Origin of the sequence: Fulvimonas sp. R45 (assembly GCF_030504985.1) — a bacterium.
Taxonomy (GTDB): domain Bacteria; phylum Pseudomonadota; class Gammaproteobacteria; order Xanthomonadales; family Rhodanobacteraceae; genus Rhodanobacter_A.
In genome coordinates this window covers 131,135-147,309 of sequence record NZ_JASERU010000001.1, presented here as the reverse complement: position 1 = coordinate 147,309, position 16,175 = coordinate 131,135, and the positions used below count along the sequence as shown (strand labels likewise).

Below are 16,175 nucleotides of genomic sequence, written 5' to 3'. Positions count from 1 at the left end.
GTCGGACAGGTCCGCGAAGAGCCTGGACAGGATCAGCCCCCGCGGGCATACGCCGGGAGTTCGCCGGAGCGCCGGGGCGCATGCACCGGATGCTTGCCCCATTCGCTGAGCAGCTTCTGCCCCACGCGGGCCATGGCGCCGATGACCGGCAGCAGTTCGCGCCCGAGTTCCGTCAGCGCGTACTCGGCGGAGGGCGGCGAGCTGTCCAGGGCGTGTCGGGCGATCAGTCCGCGCGCCTCCAGTTCGCGCAGCCTCGCGCTGAGCACGCGCGCCGAAATGCGCGGCATGTCGTGGCGCAGTTCACCGAAGCGTCGGGCATCCCGGCTCAGGTGCCAGACGATGTTCGCGGTCCACGCGCCACGCAGCAGGGCCAGCACTTCGGAGAACGGGCACGCGGGTGGCGGCGCGACTTTGCTTTTGCGTAGGGGCAGACCCATGGGGTGACGTGGCCGGTAACCGTTCGGTTACCGGATTCTACGGAGAACCCGGGGCCGGGCGGTAGGCAGGGCATGGCGCGCTGGCTAGCATGCGACACGCATCGCGGCGGGCCACCCCGCGCGGTTTTCTCCCATCGATTTCCCCCACCGGAGACATGCCATGAAGCTCTATTACGCGCCCGGCGCCTGTTCGCTTTCCCCGCACATCGTCGCACTCGAGGCGGGCATTCCGCTGCAGCTGGAAAAGGTGGACACCAAGGCCAAGCGCACCGGACACGACGAGGATTACTGGCAGATCAACCCGAAGGGCTACGTGCCGGCGCTGGCGCTGGACGACGGCGAACTGCTCACCGAGGGTCCGGCGATCGTGCAGTACCTGGCCGACCTCAAGCCGGAAAGCGGACTGGCGCCGGCCAACGGCACGCTGGCGCGCTACCGGCTGCAGGAGATGCTGGGCTACATCAATTCCGAGCTGCACAAGTCCTACAGCCCGCTGTTCAAGCCGGAGACGCCGGACGAGGTCAGGGAGGAGCGCAAGGCCTACCTGCACAAGCGCTATGCGCTGCTGGAACAGCGGTTGGCCGTCCAGCCATGGTTGATGGGCGAGCAGTTCAGCGCGGCCGACGCCTACCTGTTCACCGTGACCAACTGGGCCAGGCACGTGGACCTGGATCTCTCCGGGTTCCCCGCGCTGCAGGCCTTCCAGCAGCGCGTCGCGGCAAGGCCGAAGGTGCAGGCCGCGCTGGAAGCCGAGGGGCTGGTCAAGAAGGCGGTGGCCTGACGCGGTATCGCCTGCTTACCGCATGCCGGGCCGGGCGCCCTGGGACGGCGGACGTGTGTCGGGCCCGCCGTCCCGCGCGTGCGCCGTCAGCGCAGCAGCGCGATGGCGTTGTTCACGCCCAGGGCCAGCACGGTGAGGCCGGCGAGCAGGGTGGTGACGCGCGGCGGGATGCGCCGCACCAGCAACGCGCCGAACGGGGCGGCGACCACGCCGCCGGCGATCAGCCCGGCGATGACGCTGAGCTTGCCCATGCCGAGGGTGAGCAGGAAGCTGATGCTGGCGACCAGGCTCACCACGCATTTGGCCAGGTGCACGCTGCCGATCACCCGACGTGGCTCCATGCCGCGCGCCACCAGCGCGGTCACGGTGATCGCGCTCCAGCCGCCGCCGCCGATGGCGTCGAGGAAGCCGGCGACCAGGCCCAGCGGCGCGGTGCCGGCGGGCGGTTCGGTGCGCAGCGGGCCCTCGCGGCGCACGGTGCGCAGCAGCAGGAACACGCCGATCAGCAGCAGATACGGTGTCAGCACGATGCGCACCCAGCGCGAGGGCAGGTGCACCAGCAGCAAGGCGCCGGCCAGCGCGCCGACCACGCCGGTGATCGCCAGGGCCAGGAACAGCCTGCGGCGCACGTTGCCGGCCCACAGGTGGCTGAGGCCCGAAGCGCCGCAGGTGAAGGTCTCGGTGTAGTGCACGCTGGCGCTGGCCATGGCCGGCGGCATGCCCAGGCTCATCAGCATGCCGGCCGAGGTGACGCCATAGGCCATGCCCAGGGCGCCGTCCACCAGCTGGGCGGCGGCGCCCACGGCGGCGTAGACAAGAAAGTCCGCGAGCTGGATCTGGATCACGCGCGAACTCCCGCCGTGCGCGGGTGCCCGCCGCGCGGAATGCTGGCCGGGCCTTCCTCCATCGAGCCGGTCAGATCGTCCGTGCCAGGTCGGCCGCCAGCCCGGTATAGCCGGCCGGGGCCAGTTCCAGCAGTCGCCGCTTCGCTTCCGCCGGCAGTTCCAGCCGGTCGATGAAGTCGCGCATCGACTCGCGCGTGATGCCCTGGCCGCGGGTCAATGCCTTCAACTGCTCGTAGGGCTCGGGCAGGCCGTAGCGCCGCATCACCGTCTGCACGGCCTCGGCCAGCACTTCCCAGCTGGCGTCGAGGTCGGCGGCGAGGCGCTCGGCGTTCACGGTGAGCTTGCCCAGGCCCTTCTGCAGCGACTCCAGCGCCACCAGCGTGTGCCCGAAGGCGGTGCCCAGCGCGCGCAGCACGGTGGAGTCGGTGAGGTCGCGCTGCCAGCGGCTGATCGGCAGCTTCTCGGCGAAATGGCCGAGCAGGGCATTGGCCAGGCCGAAGTTGCCTTCGGCGTTCTCGAAGTCGATCGGGTTGACCTTGTGCGGCATGGTCGAGGAACCCACCTCGCCGGCCTTCAGCGTCTGCTTGAAGTAGCCCAGCGAGATGTAGCCCCACACGTCGCGCGCCAGGTCGATCAGGATGATGTTGGCGCGGCGCACGGCGTCGCAGTATTCGGCCACGCCGTCGTGCGGCTCGATCTGGGTGGTGTAGGGGTTGTAGTCCAGTCCGAGGCTTTCCACGAAGCGCTGCGAGAAGCCGCGCCAGTCCACCTCCGGGTAGGCGATGGCATGGGCGTTGTAGTTGCCCACCGCGCCGTTGATCTTGCCGGGGACTTCGAGCGCAGCCAGCTGCCTGCGCTGGCGTTCCAGGCGGGCCACCACGTTGGCCAGCTCCTTGCCCAGGGTGCTGGGCGAGGCGGTCTGGCCGTGCGTGCGCGAGAGCATCGGCAGGTCGGCGTGCGCGTGCGCCATCTCCCGCAGCTTCGCGATGATGCGGTCGAACGCGGGCAACAGCACCTGCCTGCGCGCGTCGTGCAGCATCAGGGCGTAGGAAAGGTTGTTGATGTCCTCGCTGGTGCAGGCGAAGTGCACGAATTCCCTGGCCCGGGCCAGGTCGGCGTCACCGCCGATGCGTTCCTTGATGAAGTACTCGACCGCCTTGACGTCGTGGTTGGTGGTGGCCTCGATGGCCTTGATGCGATCGCCGTCCGCGGTGGAGAAACCGTCGGCGATGGCGCGGAGCCGGTCGACCTGGGCGCCGGAGAACGGCGGCAGCTCGGCCACGCCCGGTTCGGCGGCCAACGCCAGCAGCCACTCGATCTCCACCCGCACGCGACGGTGCATCAGGCCGAACTCGCTGAAGATCGGGCGCAGCGCTTCGGCCTTGGCGGCGTAGCGGCCGTCCAGCGGCGACAGGGCGGTGAGGGCGTGTGTGGACATCGACGAGGTTCCGGAGAAGCGGGAAAGGGCGCCAGTTTACATGGCGCGGCCGACCGGCCGCGGCGGCGCGCTTATTCCGTGCGCGCATCACCATCTGACCGGACAGGCGCGGGCTGCATGTCCGGGCGCTTGTCGCAGCACTCACGGGCGCGGGCCTATAGTGGCCGGGTTCCCTTCCCCGAAGGACCGTTCCATGAGCCAGTTCCGCATCGAGCACGACAGCATGGGCGAGCTGAAGGTACCCGCCGACGCGCTGTACGGCGCGCAGACCCAGCGCGCCATCGACAACTTCCCGATCTCCGGCCTGCGCCTGCCGCGCGGGTTCATCCGCGCGTTGGGGCTGGTCAAGGCGGCGGCGGCCGAGTCGAACCTGGCGCTGGGGCATCTGAGGAAAGGGCAGGCCGCGGCGATCCGCAAGGCCGCGCTGGCGGTGGCCGAGGGGCGGCACGACGACCAATTTCCCATCGACGTGTTCCAGACCGGCTCGGGCACCAGCACCAACATGAACGCCAACGAGGTGATCGCCCACCTCGCGGCGCAGACGGGCACGCCGGTGCACCCGAACGACCACGTCAACTACGGGCAGAGCTCGAACGACGTGATCCCCACCACCATCCACGTCAGCGCCACGCTCGCCGCGCACGGGCAATTGCTGCCGGCGCTGAAACACCTGAAGCGGGCCATCGAGCGTCGCGCCCGCGCATTGCGCAACGTGGCCAAGACCGGCCGCACCCACCTGATGGACGCGATGCCGGTGACCTTCGGGCAGGAACTGTCCGGCTGGGCGGCGCAGCTGGACTCGGCCATCGGCCGCATCGAGGACGCGCTGAAGCGCATGCGCCGCCTGCCGCAGGGCGGCACCGCCGTGGGCACCGGCATCAACGCCGATCCGAAGTTCGGCGCCACCATCGCGCGCGAGCTGAAGAAGCTCACCGGCGTGCGCTTCGAGGCGATGGCCAACCCCTTCGAGGGCATGGCCGCGCAGGACGATGCGGTGGAGCTGTCCGGCGCGCTGAAGACGCTGGCGGTGGCGCTGATGAAGATCGCCAACGACCTGCGCTGGATGAATTCCGGTCCGCTGGCGGGGCTGGGCGAGATCGAACTGCCGGCGCTGCAGCCGGGCTCGTCGATCATGCCGGGCAAGGTGAACCCGGTGATCCCGGAGGCCGTGGCGATGGTGGCGGCGCAGGTAATCGGCAATGACGCGGCGATCGCGGTCGCCGGCCAGTCCGGCAATTTCCAGCTCAACGTGATGCTGCCGCTGATCGCCTACGACCTGCTGCAGTCCATCGACCTGCTCGCCAACGTGTCGCGCCTGCTGGCCGACAAGGCCATCGCCGGCTTCCGGGTCAACAAGGCGCGGGTGAACCAGGCGCTGGCGCTGAACCCGATCCTGGTCACCGCGCTGAACCCGGTGATCGGCTACGAGCAGGGCGCCGCCACCGCGAAGCGGGCGTACAAGGAGAAGCGGCCGATCATCGACGTGGCGCTGGAGACCACCGGATTGTCGAAGGCCGAGCTGCAGAAGCTGCTCGACCCACTGGCGTTGACGCGGGGCGGCATCCGCGAAGGATGACGTGCGGCGTCCGCGGCGGCACCGTCAATCGTCCTTCGCGCAATTCGCCACGTCGGAGGCGCTGACGATCGACGCGTAGGGCTTGAAGGCCGGCAGCTGCGCGGCGAGTTGGTCCTGGGCGGACTTGATGCCGGCCTCGGCCTTGCAGATGTCGAGGCTCAGCTTCTTCATCCGGCCGGCCCCGGCCTGGGCTTGCCGGTCGGCCTTGTCCGGCTTGGCCTCGAGCTTGGCCTCGACGGCCTTGAGCGCCATCTCGCCGCCGGCCTTGCCCATGGCCACCCCGGTCTCGTGCACGGAACGCACGCTTTGGTTGTACTGCACCAGCAGGTTGCGCTCGGCCGGCGTGACGGCGACATCCTTGTCGCCGATGGCCAGCGAGCCGTCGGCCTCGATCGCGGCTTTCGGCGAACCGAGGACGCGCAGGACCACCTTGCTCCCGTACAGCGTGATCGCGCCGTTCTGCATGGTGGTGTCGGGTATCTGGCAGGCGGCGATGGAACTCGCCAGCACGGTCAGCAGCAGGGAGCGGACGGGGGCTTTCATGGATGGTCCTGTCGATGGCTCAAGAGGATGATGGAGGGCGCAGCGGCGGGATCAGTCGGAGAAGACGGCGAAGCCCTTCTTGCCGTTCCCGTCCTTGCCGCAGTCGTCCACGTCCTTTTGCGTCATCGTGGCGTACGGCTTGAACTCGGGCATCGCCGCGGCCAGCTTCTGCTGCGAGGCCAGCAGGCCCGGCATGCGCTGGCAGAGTTGGGCGGCGGCGGCCTGGATCTGGTCGGTCTGCGGCTTGATGGCGGCCTCGATCTCCTTGTCGCTCTTGCCGGTGAACGCCCCCCAGATCGCTTCCTTGGCCGCGCTGACGCCGAGGTCGGCGCCGTTCGCGCCGATGTCCATGCCGGCCTCGGCGATGCCGATGATCTGCTGGCGATAGTCCTGCAGCATCGCGTGCTGTTCCGGCGTGGCTTCGACCTTCCTGCCCGCGATGACCAGGTCGCCCTGGGGGGTGATCACGGCCTTGGGTCGGGAGTCTTCGTCCCGGCGGTGGCCGTGGCCGACATGGACGCTGTTGATGTCGATGTCCCTGGTGACCAGCTCCTGCTTGGCCTTTTGCATGCCTTTCCGGACCTCCGCGGCGATTATCGACGGGGATGTCTGTTCCCGGACTTCCTTCATGGCCTGGGCCGTGGCGTTGCCGGCGTCGGTGCCGGTTTGCTCGGACTGGCTGCAGGCGGCCAGCGGCAGCAGCAGCGCGGAGGCCAGGATGCCGGTGGCGATTGCGTTGGTTTTCATCGATATGCTCCCCATCCAGTCGGATCGAAGATCAGGTGTCGTCGCGCCAGCGGCGCAGCCAGATGGCACCGGCGAGCAGGGCCAGGCCGGCAATCGCGCCGATCCAGAAGCCGGGCGTGGCCATCACGGTGTAGGCGTTGCCGACGCGGAGGAGGTCCAGCGCCTGCTCCGAGCCACTGCCCGCGTACTGGAAGTTGTGCCCGAGCCAACTGCCGGGGAACACGCTGAGCAGGATGCGGCCGCACATGTCCCAATACCAGCCGTTGCCCATGACGCGCGCGCCCAGCAGGTTGAACCAGCCCAGCATCATGCCTACGGCCACCGGCAGCAGCAGGGCCCAGCGGATCGGCTTGCTGCGCGCCCAGGCCGAGCAGAGCAGCAGCCAGCCCGTGCAGGGCAGTGCCCACAGCGCATACAGCGGAATGGTGATGATCTGGTTCGCGATGACGCGGAACGGATGGGCATAGGTCAGCAGGTGCCACACGCCCACGCCATGGAAGGACAGCGTGATCGCATACATCAGCAGCATCCCGATGCCGGTGAGCACGCCGCAGATCACCGCGATCAGCGGGGCGAGCAAGGTGCCGGCCGCGACCTTGGAGAGCACGGTGGCGGAGTCCGACAGCGGCAGCGATTTCCAGAACAGCAGGCTGCGGTCGCGGCGGTCGTCGTAGAGCGCGCCGAGGAAGTAGAAGAACACCACGAAGCCGAGCACGATGCAGATGATCATCGTGGTGGAGTACATCATCACGTCCAGCCCAAGGCCGACCTTGGTGATGTCGCCTTCATTGAGGGCGTGGTTGAACAGGCCCATGTTGTTGCCGATGAAATCGGCATGGGCGTCGAAGTGGCCCATGGCCTCGCCGGCGATGATGCCCATCAGGTTCAGCAACAGGAACACGCCGCCGGTGATCACCGGCGCCCACAGGAAGCCGCCGCGGTGTTCCCAGAATTCCCGCTTCACGAGCCAGTAGAAGGTTTTCATGCGTAGGTACCCTTCATGGTGGCGACGAACAGGTCGCTGACGGAGGGGCGGCGGACCTCGCCCAGCCCTTCCAGCACGGCCCGGTCGGCGCCGTCGAACAGGAAAATGCTCTTGCCGAACACCTGGCGCTCGTCCAGCGGACGCAGCGCGCGGGCGGCGGCGGCCTTGTCGGCGCCCACCATCACTTCGGCGAAGCGCTCGCCCACGCTGTCCATGTCGGCGTCCAGCACGATCTTGCCGTCGCGGATGAACATCAGGTCGGTGAGGATGTGCTCCACTTCCTCCACCTGGTGGGTGGTCACGATGATCGTCTTGTCCTCGTCGAAGTAGTCCTCCAGCAGGTTCTGGTAGAACTGCTTGCGGTAGAGGATGTCCAGGCCAAGGGTGGGCTCGTCCAGCACCAGCAGGCGCGCGTCGATGGCCATCACCAGCGCCAGGTGCAGCTGCACGATCATGCCCTTGGACATCTGCTTGACGCGCAGGCCCGGGGTGAGCCTGGTGCGGGCCAGAAAGGCTTCGCACTTCCTGCGGTCGAAGCGCGGGTGCGTGTTGGCGACGAAATCGACGGCCTCACGCACGCGGATCCAGCGCGGCAGCACCGCCACGTCGGCGATGAAGCACACCTGTTCCATCAGCTTGCCGCGCTGCTTGCGCGGGTCCAGGCCCAGCACGCTCAGTTCGCCCTGGAAGTCGGTGAGGCCCAGGATGGCCTTCAGCGCGGTGGTCTTGCCGGCGCCGTTGGGGCCGATCAGGCCCACGATGCGGCCGGACTCGATGCGGAAGCTCGCACCGTCCAGCGCCGTGGCGTTCTTGTAGCGCTTGGTCAGGCCGGTGGCGGCGATCACGGTGCTCATGGCGTGTCCCCGGCCGGCTTCTCGGCCTCGCGCATCAGGGTCTTCAGGTCCAGCCCGAGCCGCTGCAGGCGTGCGAACAGCGCCGGCCACTCCTCGCGCAGGAAGCGTTCGCGCTCGGACTTGAGCAAGGCCTCGCGCGCTCCATCGATGACAAACATGCCCAATCCCCTCCTTTTTTCCACCAGCTGGTCGTCGACCAGTTCCTGGTACGCCTTCGACACGGTCAGCGGATTGATCTGGAAGTCCGCGGCCACCTGGCGTACCGACGGCAGCGGGTCGCCCTCGTTCAAGGCGCCGTCCAGGATCATCGCCACCACGCGTTCGCGCAGTTGGCGATAGATCGGGACGCTGTCGTTCCAGGTGATGGTCATGGGTTATTCCTTGCTGCTGGCGAAGCTGGCCTTGGTGTCGCCGAACGAATAGTAGGGCATGGCCAACTGCGCCCCGAGCATGCCGGCGCCGGTTTCCACCGAGCGCGGCAGCGCCATGATCGCGGTGCCGGCGCTCAGCGTGGCGGCGCGCAGTTCGGCGGCGTCGGCGCGGACTTCGACCGGCGCCAGGTCGGTCACCTTGATGCCGTCGATCATGTGCGGCTCGAAGCGGGGCGCGCCATGGCTCAGTGCGTACAGGCCGAAGCCGGTGATCAGCAGGGCGGCCAGCAGGGAGACCAGCGAGGTGGCCTGGATCGGCGCGGAAACGAAGGTGTCGTCCATGGTGGCGACGGGACTGTTGACGTTGTCGGGCTGGGTGTTCATGACGATGCTCCTTTGGTGGTGTCGTCAACCGGTGTTGTAGTTGACTATAACACTAGATTTTCGATGGTCAAGCATCGGTGGGCATGACTGATGGCAGGGGTTGCCAAGTGCCTGTCAGGAAAAGAAAAAGGCCATCCGGGGAGCCCGGATGGCCTTGGCATTGGTGGAGGTGGCGGGAGTCGAACCCGCGTCCGAAGGCGCTTGACGCCCGGTACTACATGCTTAGCTCACCGTTGGATCTCGTCCCGCGACAGCACGGCGTGCGAAGCGCATCGAAGGACCAGTCTGCTAGGAGTTAGCCGGAAACTGGCAGACGGCCATTCCCGGCGATCCCGTGATGATGACCCTACATCCACGAGCACGGGCACAAGTGGGTTCGGGGCTAGGCCTTAAGCGGCCAGAGCGTAGTTGTCGTCGTTGGCAACTATGAGTTTGCGGCTGGATTAACGAGGAAAGCTGCCCCCTCGGCATGCACCTGGCCATCTCACTACCCCCGTCGAAGCCAGAACACCCCCGGGGAAAAGATCAGGTCGGTCGGCGGAGTATATGGGGGCGCCGCGTGGTGCATCAATGCATGCGCGGCGGAAGGTTCAGGCGGCGCGGTTGTGGGCGCGCATGGTGCGCTGCTTCTCGCGCTGCCAGTCGCGTTCCTTCTCGCTCTCGCGCTTGTCGTGCGCCTGCTTGCCGCGCGCCAGGCCGATCTCGACCTTCACCTTGTTGCCTTTCCAGTACATCGCCACCGGCACCAGGGTGTAGCCCTTGCGCTCCACGGCGCCGATCAGCTGGTCGATCTCCTGCCGGTGCAGCAGCAGCTTGCGGGTGCGCCGGTCCTCGGCGATGACGTGGGTGGAGGCGCTGATCAGCGGCGGGATGGAGGCGCCGATCAGGAAGATCTCGCCCTTGAGCACCACGGCGTAGCCGTCGCCGAAGTTGATGCGGCCGGCGCGCAGGGCCTTCAGCTCCCAGCCCTGCAGGGCGATGCCGGCCTCGAAGCGCTGGTCGATGTGGTATTCGTGCCGCGCGCGCTTGTTCAGCGCGATGGTGCCGCCGCCCTTGGTGTCTTTGTCCTTGCTCTTGGCCATGTCCGCTAAACTTCGGGCCTCTGGGCGGCCACGTTGCCGGCTTGGCCCCTTCGGGCCAGACCCTGGGTTGAAGGCATCCGTGATGGGATGCCGCATTTTCGCATCCGGGAACGGATGCAGGAACCGACGAGGCTGCCGTGATCGAGATCCGCCGCACCGCCCTGGTGAAGTATTCGCCGGCGCAGATGTTCGACCTGGTCAACGAGGTCGAAGCATACCCAAAGCATTTCGCCTGGTGTTCCGCCGCCGAGGTGCTGGAGCGCGGGGAGGACATGCTGGTGGCGAGGCTGGATCTCAAGTTCGCGGGCCTGCACCACAGCTTCACCACGCGCAACACGATGGACCGGCCGCGGCGCCTGCAGGTCAGCCTGGTCAACGGGCCGTTCCGCAGCCTGGAGGGCGTGTGGGAGTTCGTGGCGCTTGGCGACGCGGGTTGCAAGATCGTCTTCGCGCTGGACTTCGACTACGCCGGCCGGCTGGGCGGCATGGCGCTGAAGCTCGGCTTCCAGGGCCTGGCCACCCGCATGGTCGACGACTTCTGCCACCAGGCCGAGCGCCAGTATGGCTGAGTGCATCATGGTGGAGGTGGCCTGCGCGCTGCCTGACCGCCAGAAAACGTATCGCGTGGAGTTGGCAGCCGGCGCCACCGCATGGCAGGCGGTGGTCGCCGCCGGGGTGGCGCAGGACTGGCCGGACTTGTCGATCGACCCGGTGCAACTGGGGGTGTTCGGTCGCCAGGTGGCGGCGGATCACGTGCTGCACGACGGCGACCGGGTGGAAGTCTACCGGCCGCTGGCGCTGGATCCGAAAGAGGCCCGCCGGCGCCGGGCCGGCGGTTGATCAGGGCTTGCCGTTCTTGCCGTTGTCGGGCAGACCGCTGGTGCCGCTCACGCTGATCGCGGGCTTGTCCTTCTTGGTCTCGCTCTTGTCGCCCTCGGTCTCGTTGACCGGGTAGTTCACGTGGTACTTCTGGTTTTCCTTCAGGAGCTGCTTGGTGTTCTCGGCGAACATGGCGCCTTCGGTGCGCACCAGGGTGTCGTTGTCGAAGTACAGGCTCATGGTGTGCAACTGCATCGGGCCGCCGCGGTAGGAATAGGTCGAGACGTAGTCCCAGCGGTCATGCTCGAACGGCGAGGCCACCGAGGGCGTGCCCAGCAGCGCGATCACCTGTTCCTTGGTCAGGCCGGGCTTCAGCTGGTCCAGGGCCTTCTGGTCCACCGACTTGTTGAACAGGTTGCCCTGCTGCACGTTGGGTGTGTACACGAGGCGGCAGCTTGCCAGTGGCAGGGCCAGCATGGCGAAACCCAGCGTGCGGATCAGTTTGTGCATGCGTGTTGCGTCCGGATCGTGAAGGTGTCGATGATACACTAACGGCTTGACCGCACTGTGTATCGGGGAGCTAGCGATGGAACAGGAAAGCCAGGAACTGCGCCGCGCCGGCCTGAAGGTCACCCACCCGCGGATGCGCATCCTGCAGATCTTCGAGGAAGGGGGCGTACGCCACCTCACTGCCGAGGACGTCTACAAGAAGCTGCTTGCCCATCAGGAGGACATCGGCCTGGCCACGGTGTATCGGGTGCTGACCCAGTTCGAGGCGGCCGGCATCCTCATCAAGCACAACTTCGAGGGCGGGCAGGCCGTGTACGAACTCGATCGCGGCCAGCACCACGACCATATGATCGATGTGGACAGCGGAAAGGTCATCGAGTTCGTCAGCGAGGAGATCGAGAAGCTGCAGCACGAGATCGCCGCCCGCCACGGCTACGTGATCGAGGATCACAGCCTGGTGCTGTACGTGCGGCCCAAGGCGCGCGCGAAGTAGGACACCCACGTCCTCGGGTGCAGGGTGTCGCCGGGCAGGCCAGAAAGCCGGGCATAAAAAAAACCGCGGGAGGACTCCTGTCCACCCAGCGGTTTATCCGTTGTCGCATGGCGCTGCGGTGTACCCGAATTGCTCGTGATACGTGCTTGTCGCCTTCGACTCCGGCGGAACGGCATCCTGCCGCTCTTCGAGCCGACCGTCCCCACGGTTGGCTCGGCACACCATCTTGCGATGGCGGCTCCCCCACATCGATGGGACGATCCTAACGAAGGCTTCACGCAAGCGATATTGGAAAATTTCCTAGTCGCCCGGATTCGGGCGAACTGGCTCACGGTTCGGCGTGTTGCTGCGCAACAGGACGCGCAGGTGGACGCCACCGCCGCCGGTGCGCAGGCGGAACAGCCCCCCCAGCGAGGTGACCCGGTCGCGCATGCCCTGCAGGCCGCGCCCGTCGCCGGAAACCCGTTCCGGCAGGCCCACGCCGTTGTCGCGGATGTCCAGCAGTGCCAGCGTGCCGCCGGGACGCTCGCCGATGCGCAGGCGCAGCCGGAACTCGCTGGCCTGGGCGTGCTTTACCGCATTGGTGGCGCTTTCCTGGGCCAGCCGGTACAGCGCGGTGCGGATGTCCTCCTCCAGCAGGCGCGGCTCGCCGCGCAGGTCGGTGTGGTAGGCCATGCCGGCGGTGCCGAGCAGGTCGCGGATCGGGCCTTCGTCCAGCGCGCGCATCAGGCCGAACTCGTCCAGCACCGCCGGGCGCAGGTCGTCGAGCAGGCGGTGCAGGGCGCGGCGCATGTGGTCGAGGATGCCGTTGATCGACGTGCCGATGTCCTCCAGCCCGGCCTGCTGCAGGCGTGACTGCGCCAGTTTCACGTGGGTCTGGATCGCGGTGAGGTTCTGGCCCAGCTCGTCGTGCAGCTCGGCGGCCATGTGCCGGCGCTGGTCCTCCTCGGCCTGCAGGTTGCCGCGCGCGGCGTCGCGCAACTGGCGGGCGAGGTGGTCGAGGCGCCGGTTGACCGCGGCCAGGTGCACGTTCTGCTCGGCCACCCGGGCGCTGCTGCGGCGCAGGGCGTCGGTGGCCGAGCCCAGCATCAGCGCGCCGGTGCCGGCCACCGCCAGGAACAGCTGTGCCGAGGCGGTCGGCACGGCGTGCGCCACCAGGCGGTCGACGGTGGCCATGCCCAGGCTGACCACCAGCATGGACAGGCTGGCGCCGCGCCAGCCATGGCGGAAGGCGAAGAACAACACCGGCGCCAGCGACAGCGCCCGGGCGAATTCCCGCTGCGGGCCGGCCTGCTCGGTCAGCGCCAGCAGGATCAGCAGCGACGGCAGCATCACCAGCAGGCCGTCCATCAGCAGGCCGCGCAGTGCCTGCCGCGAAGGCCGGGCGCGCAGCAGCAGGATCAACGGCGGCGCCGCCAGCAGCACGCCCACGTAGTTGCCGAGCAGGTCCTGGCCCAGCGCGCGCAGCAGCATGCCGGAGGAGGGCGAGGCGTGCAGCAGGGCCAGCACGATGGCGTCGGTGGCGGCCGCGGCGAGCACGGTGAAGGCCACCGACAGCAGTAGCCGCGACACGTCTTCGGGATCGCGCAGGCTGGGGCGCAGGCTGGCCCGACGCAGCAGCCACAGGCACAGGGCGATCACCAGCGGCTGCGGCAGGTCGCCGGCGGCGAAGCCCAGCCAGCCCAGCGGCAGTCCGTCATGCACCTCGATCAGCGCGGTGGCGGCCAGCTCGCCGCCCAGCAGCCAGGGCCAGTAGCGCAGCGGCGCCAGCAGCAGGGCGCCGAAGCGCAGGCCGAACGGCAGCATCCAGTAGGGCTCGGCGGTGGGCCAGAGCAGGCCCCACAGCAGGGCGTAACCCAGTCCCAGCAGGGGGCCGCGGACGAGCGTGGGCGGTAGGGACAGGCGCATGCGCGGATGGTACATGTGCCGCCGCATCCGGCGGCTCCATGCTGATACATTGGCGGCATGTACAGCATCGTTCTGGTCGACGACCACGCCATCGTGCGCGAAGGATTCAAACGGCTCATCGAAATGGAGCCGGACCTGGAGGTGATCGCCGAATGCCGCAACGCGGACGATGCGGTGGAGGCGATCGCCCAGCATCGTCCCGACCTGGTGGCGCTGGACCTGTCGCTGCCCGACGGCAGCGGCCTGCCGCTGATCGAGCACCTGCGAAGCGTGGCCGCCGACACCCGCATCGTGGTGCTGAGCATGCACGACGGCGAACCCTACGTGTCCGAGGCGCTGCGCCGCGGCGCCAGCGGCTACGTGACCAAGGGCGTGGCGCCGGAGGAACTGGTGGCCGGCCTGCGCGCGGTGATGCAGGGCGAGCAGTTCCTCAGCTCGGACCTGCGCCGGCGCCGCGCCGAACGGCCGAACGAGGCGCTGGACCCGGTCGACCGCCTCACCGCGCGCGAGCGCGAGGTGTTCCTGTTGCTGGCCGCCGGCCGCACGCCCAAGCAGGTGGCGGCGGAACTGGGCATTGGCCAGAAGACCATCTACATCCATCGCGCCAGCCTGATGGGCAAGCTGGGCGCGGGTTCGGAACTGGACCTCTACCGGATGGCCAGCGAGCGCGGATTGTTGGGCGCCGCGCGCGGCTGATCAACCGGCCTGCGCCTGCTCCAGCATCTTCTTCGCATGGGCCCGCGTCTCGCGGGTGATCTCGACGCCGCCGAGCATGCGCGCCAGCTCGTCGCGGCGCCCGGCGGCGTCCAGCGACTCGATGAGCGTGCGGGTGGACGCGTCCCCGCTGTGCTTGGACACGCGCAGGTGCGCGTGGCCCTGCGCCGCCACCTGCGGCAGGTGGGTGACGCACAGCACCTGCCGCCTCGCGCCCAGCGCGCGCAGCTTCTGGCCGACCACCTCGGCCACCGCGCCGCCGATGCCGGTGTCCACCTCGTCGAACACCATCGTGCCCACGCTGTCCTTGCCCAGCGTGGCGACCTCGATGGCCAGGCTGATGCGCGCCAGCTCGCCGCCGGAGGCCACCTTGCGCAGCGGTCGCGGCGGCTGGCCGGGGTTGGCGCTGACCAGCAGCTCGCAGCGTTCGCGGCCCTGGGCGTCGGGCTCGTCGCCCTCGGCCGGTTCCAGTTCGGCCTGCAGCACGCCGCCGGTCATGCCCAGTTCGCCCATCAGCGCGCCGACCTCGCGGCCGAGGCGGGTGGCGGCGGCCCGGCGGGCGCGGCTGAGCTCGGCGGCGGTGCGCGCGTAGTCGGCCTCGATGCGGCCGCGCTGGGCGAGGAGCTGTTCCAGCGCGTCGCCGGCGCCTTCCAGTTCTTCCAGTTCGGCGCGCAGTTCGGCGAGGCGGCCGTGCAGCTCGGCCGGGGCCAGGCGGTGGCGGCGGCCCAGTTCGTGCAGGCGGGCCAGATGGGCGTCGACCTCGGCGAAGCGCTCGGGATCCAGGTCCACGTCCTGGGCGTAGCGGCCCAGCCCGTCGGCGGCCTCGTCGAGCTGGATGCGGGCGTTTTCGAGCAGGTCGAGCAGCGGCGCCAGGCGGTCGTCCAGCGCGGCCAGTTTGCCCAGTTCCGCCTGCGCGCGGCCCAGCGCGCGCTGCAGCGCGAATTCGCTGTCGCCATCCAGCAGTTCCACCACGCCGGTGGTGCCCTCGGCGAGGCGGCCGGCATTGGCCAGGCGCCGGTGGCTGGCTTCCAGTTCCGCCAGCGCGTCCGGCGGCAGCGCCCACTGCTCCAGTTCGCCCAGTTCATGGCGCAGCAGTTCCAGCCGGTGTTCGCGGTCCTCGCCGCCGCCGAGCCGGCGCATGCGCGCGCCCAGCTCGCGCCACTGCGTGGCCAGCTCGCGCACCCGGGCGGCCAGCGCCTCGTGGCCGGCGTAGGCGTCGAGCAGGGCGAGCTGGTGGCTGCGGGAAAGCAGCGCCTGGTGTTCGTGCTGGCCGTGGATCTCCACCAGCAGGCCGGCCAGTTCGCCGAGCTGGCCGGCGCTGACCGGGCGGCCGTTGATCCAGGCGCGCGAGCTGCCCTCGGCCCGGATCACCCGGCGCAGCTGGCAGGCGCCGTCCTCGTCCAGTTCCTCGCGCGCCAGCCAGGCGCGGGCCTCGGGCAGTTCGCCCAGGTCGAACTCGGCGGCCAGTTCGGCGCGGTCGCTGCCGGCGCGCACCATGGCGCTGTCGGCGCGGCTTCCGGCCAGCAGCAGCAGGGCGTCGACCAGCAGCGACTTGCCGGCGCCGGTTTCGCCGCTGACCACGGTGAGGCCCGGGCCGAAGCCGATTTCGGCGGCCTCGACGACGGCGAGGTGACGGACATAGAGCGAGGTGAGCATGGGCTGGGCTGGAGGCAGTCCGGTATCGATGG

General features: G+C 68.8%; 19 protein-coding genes and 1 other RNA gene. 6 read left to right on the top strand and 14 right to left on the bottom strand.

The features are described 5' to 3' along the window. Nucleotides 1–32 precede the first annotated feature (32 nt). Complete coding sequence (locus QMK61_RS00700; RefSeq protein WP_302069758.1) at nucleotides 33–437, bottom strand: helix-turn-helix domain-containing protein; 405 nt, start codon at nucleotides 435–437, stop codon at nucleotides 33–35. A 160-nt stretch (nucleotides 438–597) separates the two neighbouring features. Between QMK61_RS00700 and gstA the strand changes: the two genes are divergently transcribed. Further along, nucleotides 598–1,218 (top strand): glutathione transferase GstA, encoded by a 621-nt coding sequence (gstA, locus tag QMK61_RS00695; protein WP_302069757.1) that lies wholly within the window; start codon nucleotides 598–600, stop codon nucleotides 1,216–1,218. Between the two features lie 86 nt (nucleotides 1,219–1,304). Here the strand turns inward: gstA and QMK61_RS00690 are convergent, their stop codons facing one another. Beyond that, nucleotides 1,305–2,063, bottom strand: a complete 759-nt coding sequence (locus QMK61_RS00690; RefSeq protein WP_302069756.1) for a sulfite exporter TauE/SafE family protein — start codon at nucleotides 2,061–2,063, stop codon at nucleotides 1,305–1,307. Between the two features lie 70 nt (nucleotides 2,064–2,133). Then, nucleotides 2,134–3,501 carry an adenylosuccinate lyase gene (gene purB / locus QMK61_RS00685; RefSeq protein WP_302069754.1) on the bottom strand — a complete coding sequence of 456 codons (1,368 nt, stop codon included), beginning with the start codon at nucleotides 3,499–3,501 and terminating at the stop codon, nucleotides 2,134–2,136. Between the two features lie 193 nt (nucleotides 3,502–3,694). Here purB and QMK61_RS00680 point away from each other — a divergent pair, with 193 nt between their 5' ends. Further along, entirely contained in the window at nucleotides 3,695–5,077 is a 1,383-nt protein-coding gene (locus QMK61_RS00680; RefSeq protein WP_302069753.1) for a class II fumarate hydratase, read from the top strand. A 24-nt stretch (nucleotides 5,078–5,101) separates the two neighbouring features. Here the strand turns inward: QMK61_RS00680 and QMK61_RS00675 are convergent, their stop codons facing one another. From QMK61_RS00675 to smpB, 8 genes are all read right to left on the bottom strand, one after another. After that, a complete protein-coding gene (locus QMK61_RS00675; protein WP_302069751.1) occupies nucleotides 5,102–5,620 on the bottom strand; it encodes a hypothetical protein in 519 nt (172 codons plus the stop codon). A 51-nt stretch (nucleotides 5,621–5,671) separates the two neighbouring features. Further along, entirely contained in the window at nucleotides 5,672–6,367 is a 696-nt protein-coding gene (locus QMK61_RS00670; protein WP_302069750.1) for a hypothetical protein, read from the bottom strand. Between the two features lie 31 nt (nucleotides 6,368–6,398). Next, on the bottom strand, nucleotides 6,399–7,352 hold the full coding sequence (locus tag QMK61_RS00665; RefSeq protein ID WP_302069749.1) for a hypothetical protein: 954 nt from the start codon (nucleotides 7,350–7,352) through the stop codon (nucleotides 6,399–6,401). Further along, nucleotides 7,349–8,206 carry an ABC transporter ATP-binding protein gene (locus QMK61_RS00660; RefSeq protein ID WP_302069748.1) on the bottom strand — a complete coding sequence of 286 codons (858 nt, stop codon included), beginning with the start codon at nucleotides 8,204–8,206 and terminating at the stop codon, nucleotides 7,349–7,351. The genes QMK61_RS00665 and QMK61_RS00660 overlap by 4 nt, the downstream gene beginning before the upstream one ends. Next, a complete protein-coding gene (locus QMK61_RS00655) occupies nucleotides 8,203–8,577 on the bottom strand; it encodes a GntR family transcriptional regulator (protein WP_302069747.1) in 375 nt (124 codons plus the stop codon). Before QMK61_RS00655 ends, QMK61_RS00660 begins: the two co-directional genes overlap by 4 nt. A gap of 3 nt (nucleotides 8,578–8,580) precedes the next feature. Next, nucleotides 8,581–8,961, bottom strand: coding sequence for a hypothetical protein (locus QMK61_RS00650; RefSeq protein WP_302069746.1), 381 nt, complete (start codon nucleotides 8,959–8,961; stop codon nucleotides 8,581–8,583). A gap of 161 nt (nucleotides 8,962–9,122) precedes the next feature. Then, nucleotides 9,123–9,476, bottom strand: a transfer-messenger RNA (tmRNA) gene (gene ssrA, locus QMK61_RS00645). Nucleotides 9,477–9,551: 75 nt separating this feature from the next. Beyond that, on the bottom strand, nucleotides 9,552–10,043 hold the full coding sequence (smpB, locus tag QMK61_RS00640) for an SsrA-binding protein SmpB (RefSeq protein WP_302069745.1): 492 nt from the start codon (nucleotides 10,041–10,043) through the stop codon (nucleotides 9,552–9,554). Between the two features lie 137 nt (nucleotides 10,044–10,180). Between smpB and QMK61_RS00635 the strand changes: the two genes are divergently transcribed. Next, entirely contained in the window at nucleotides 10,181–10,612 is a 432-nt protein-coding gene (locus tag QMK61_RS00635; protein ID WP_302069744.1) for a type II toxin-antitoxin system RatA family toxin, read from the top strand. Continuing rightward, a complete protein-coding gene (locus QMK61_RS00630; RefSeq protein WP_302069743.1) occupies nucleotides 10,605–10,883 on the top strand; it encodes an RnfH family protein in 279 nt (92 codons plus the stop codon). Before QMK61_RS00635 ends, QMK61_RS00630 begins: the two co-directional genes overlap by 8 nt. Here QMK61_RS00630 and bamE read toward each other — a convergent pair whose 3' ends face one another. Next, complete coding sequence (bamE, locus tag QMK61_RS00625) at nucleotides 10,884–11,372, bottom strand: outer membrane protein assembly factor BamE (protein WP_302069742.1); 489 nt, start codon at nucleotides 11,370–11,372, stop codon at nucleotides 10,884–10,886. Nucleotides 11,373–11,448: 76 nt separating this feature from the next. On the opposite strand from bamE, the gene fur reads away from it, so the two are divergent. Beyond that, entirely contained in the window at nucleotides 11,449–11,865 is a 417-nt protein-coding gene (gene fur, locus QMK61_RS00620; protein WP_302069741.1) for a ferric iron uptake transcriptional regulator, read from the top strand. A gap of 300 nt (nucleotides 11,866–12,165) precedes the next feature. On the opposite strand, the gene QMK61_RS00615 is transcribed toward fur, so the two are convergent. Beyond that, nucleotides 12,166–13,788, bottom strand: a complete 1,623-nt coding sequence (locus QMK61_RS00615; RefSeq protein WP_302069740.1) for an MASE1 domain-containing protein — start codon at nucleotides 13,786–13,788, stop codon at nucleotides 12,166–12,168. 42 nt (nucleotides 13,789–13,830) lie between these two features. Here QMK61_RS00615 and QMK61_RS00610 point away from each other — a divergent pair, with 42 nt between their 5' ends. Next, nucleotides 13,831–14,469, top strand: coding sequence for a response regulator transcription factor (locus tag QMK61_RS00610; protein WP_302069739.1), 639 nt, complete (start codon nucleotides 13,831–13,833; stop codon nucleotides 14,467–14,469). On the opposite strand, the gene recN is transcribed toward QMK61_RS00610, so the two are convergent. After that, nucleotides 14,470–16,143, bottom strand: coding sequence for a DNA repair protein RecN (gene recN / locus QMK61_RS00605; RefSeq protein WP_302069738.1), 1,674 nt, complete (start codon nucleotides 16,141–16,143; stop codon nucleotides 14,470–14,472). It lies immediately after the preceding gene. Nucleotides 16,144–16,175 lie beyond the last annotated feature (32 nt).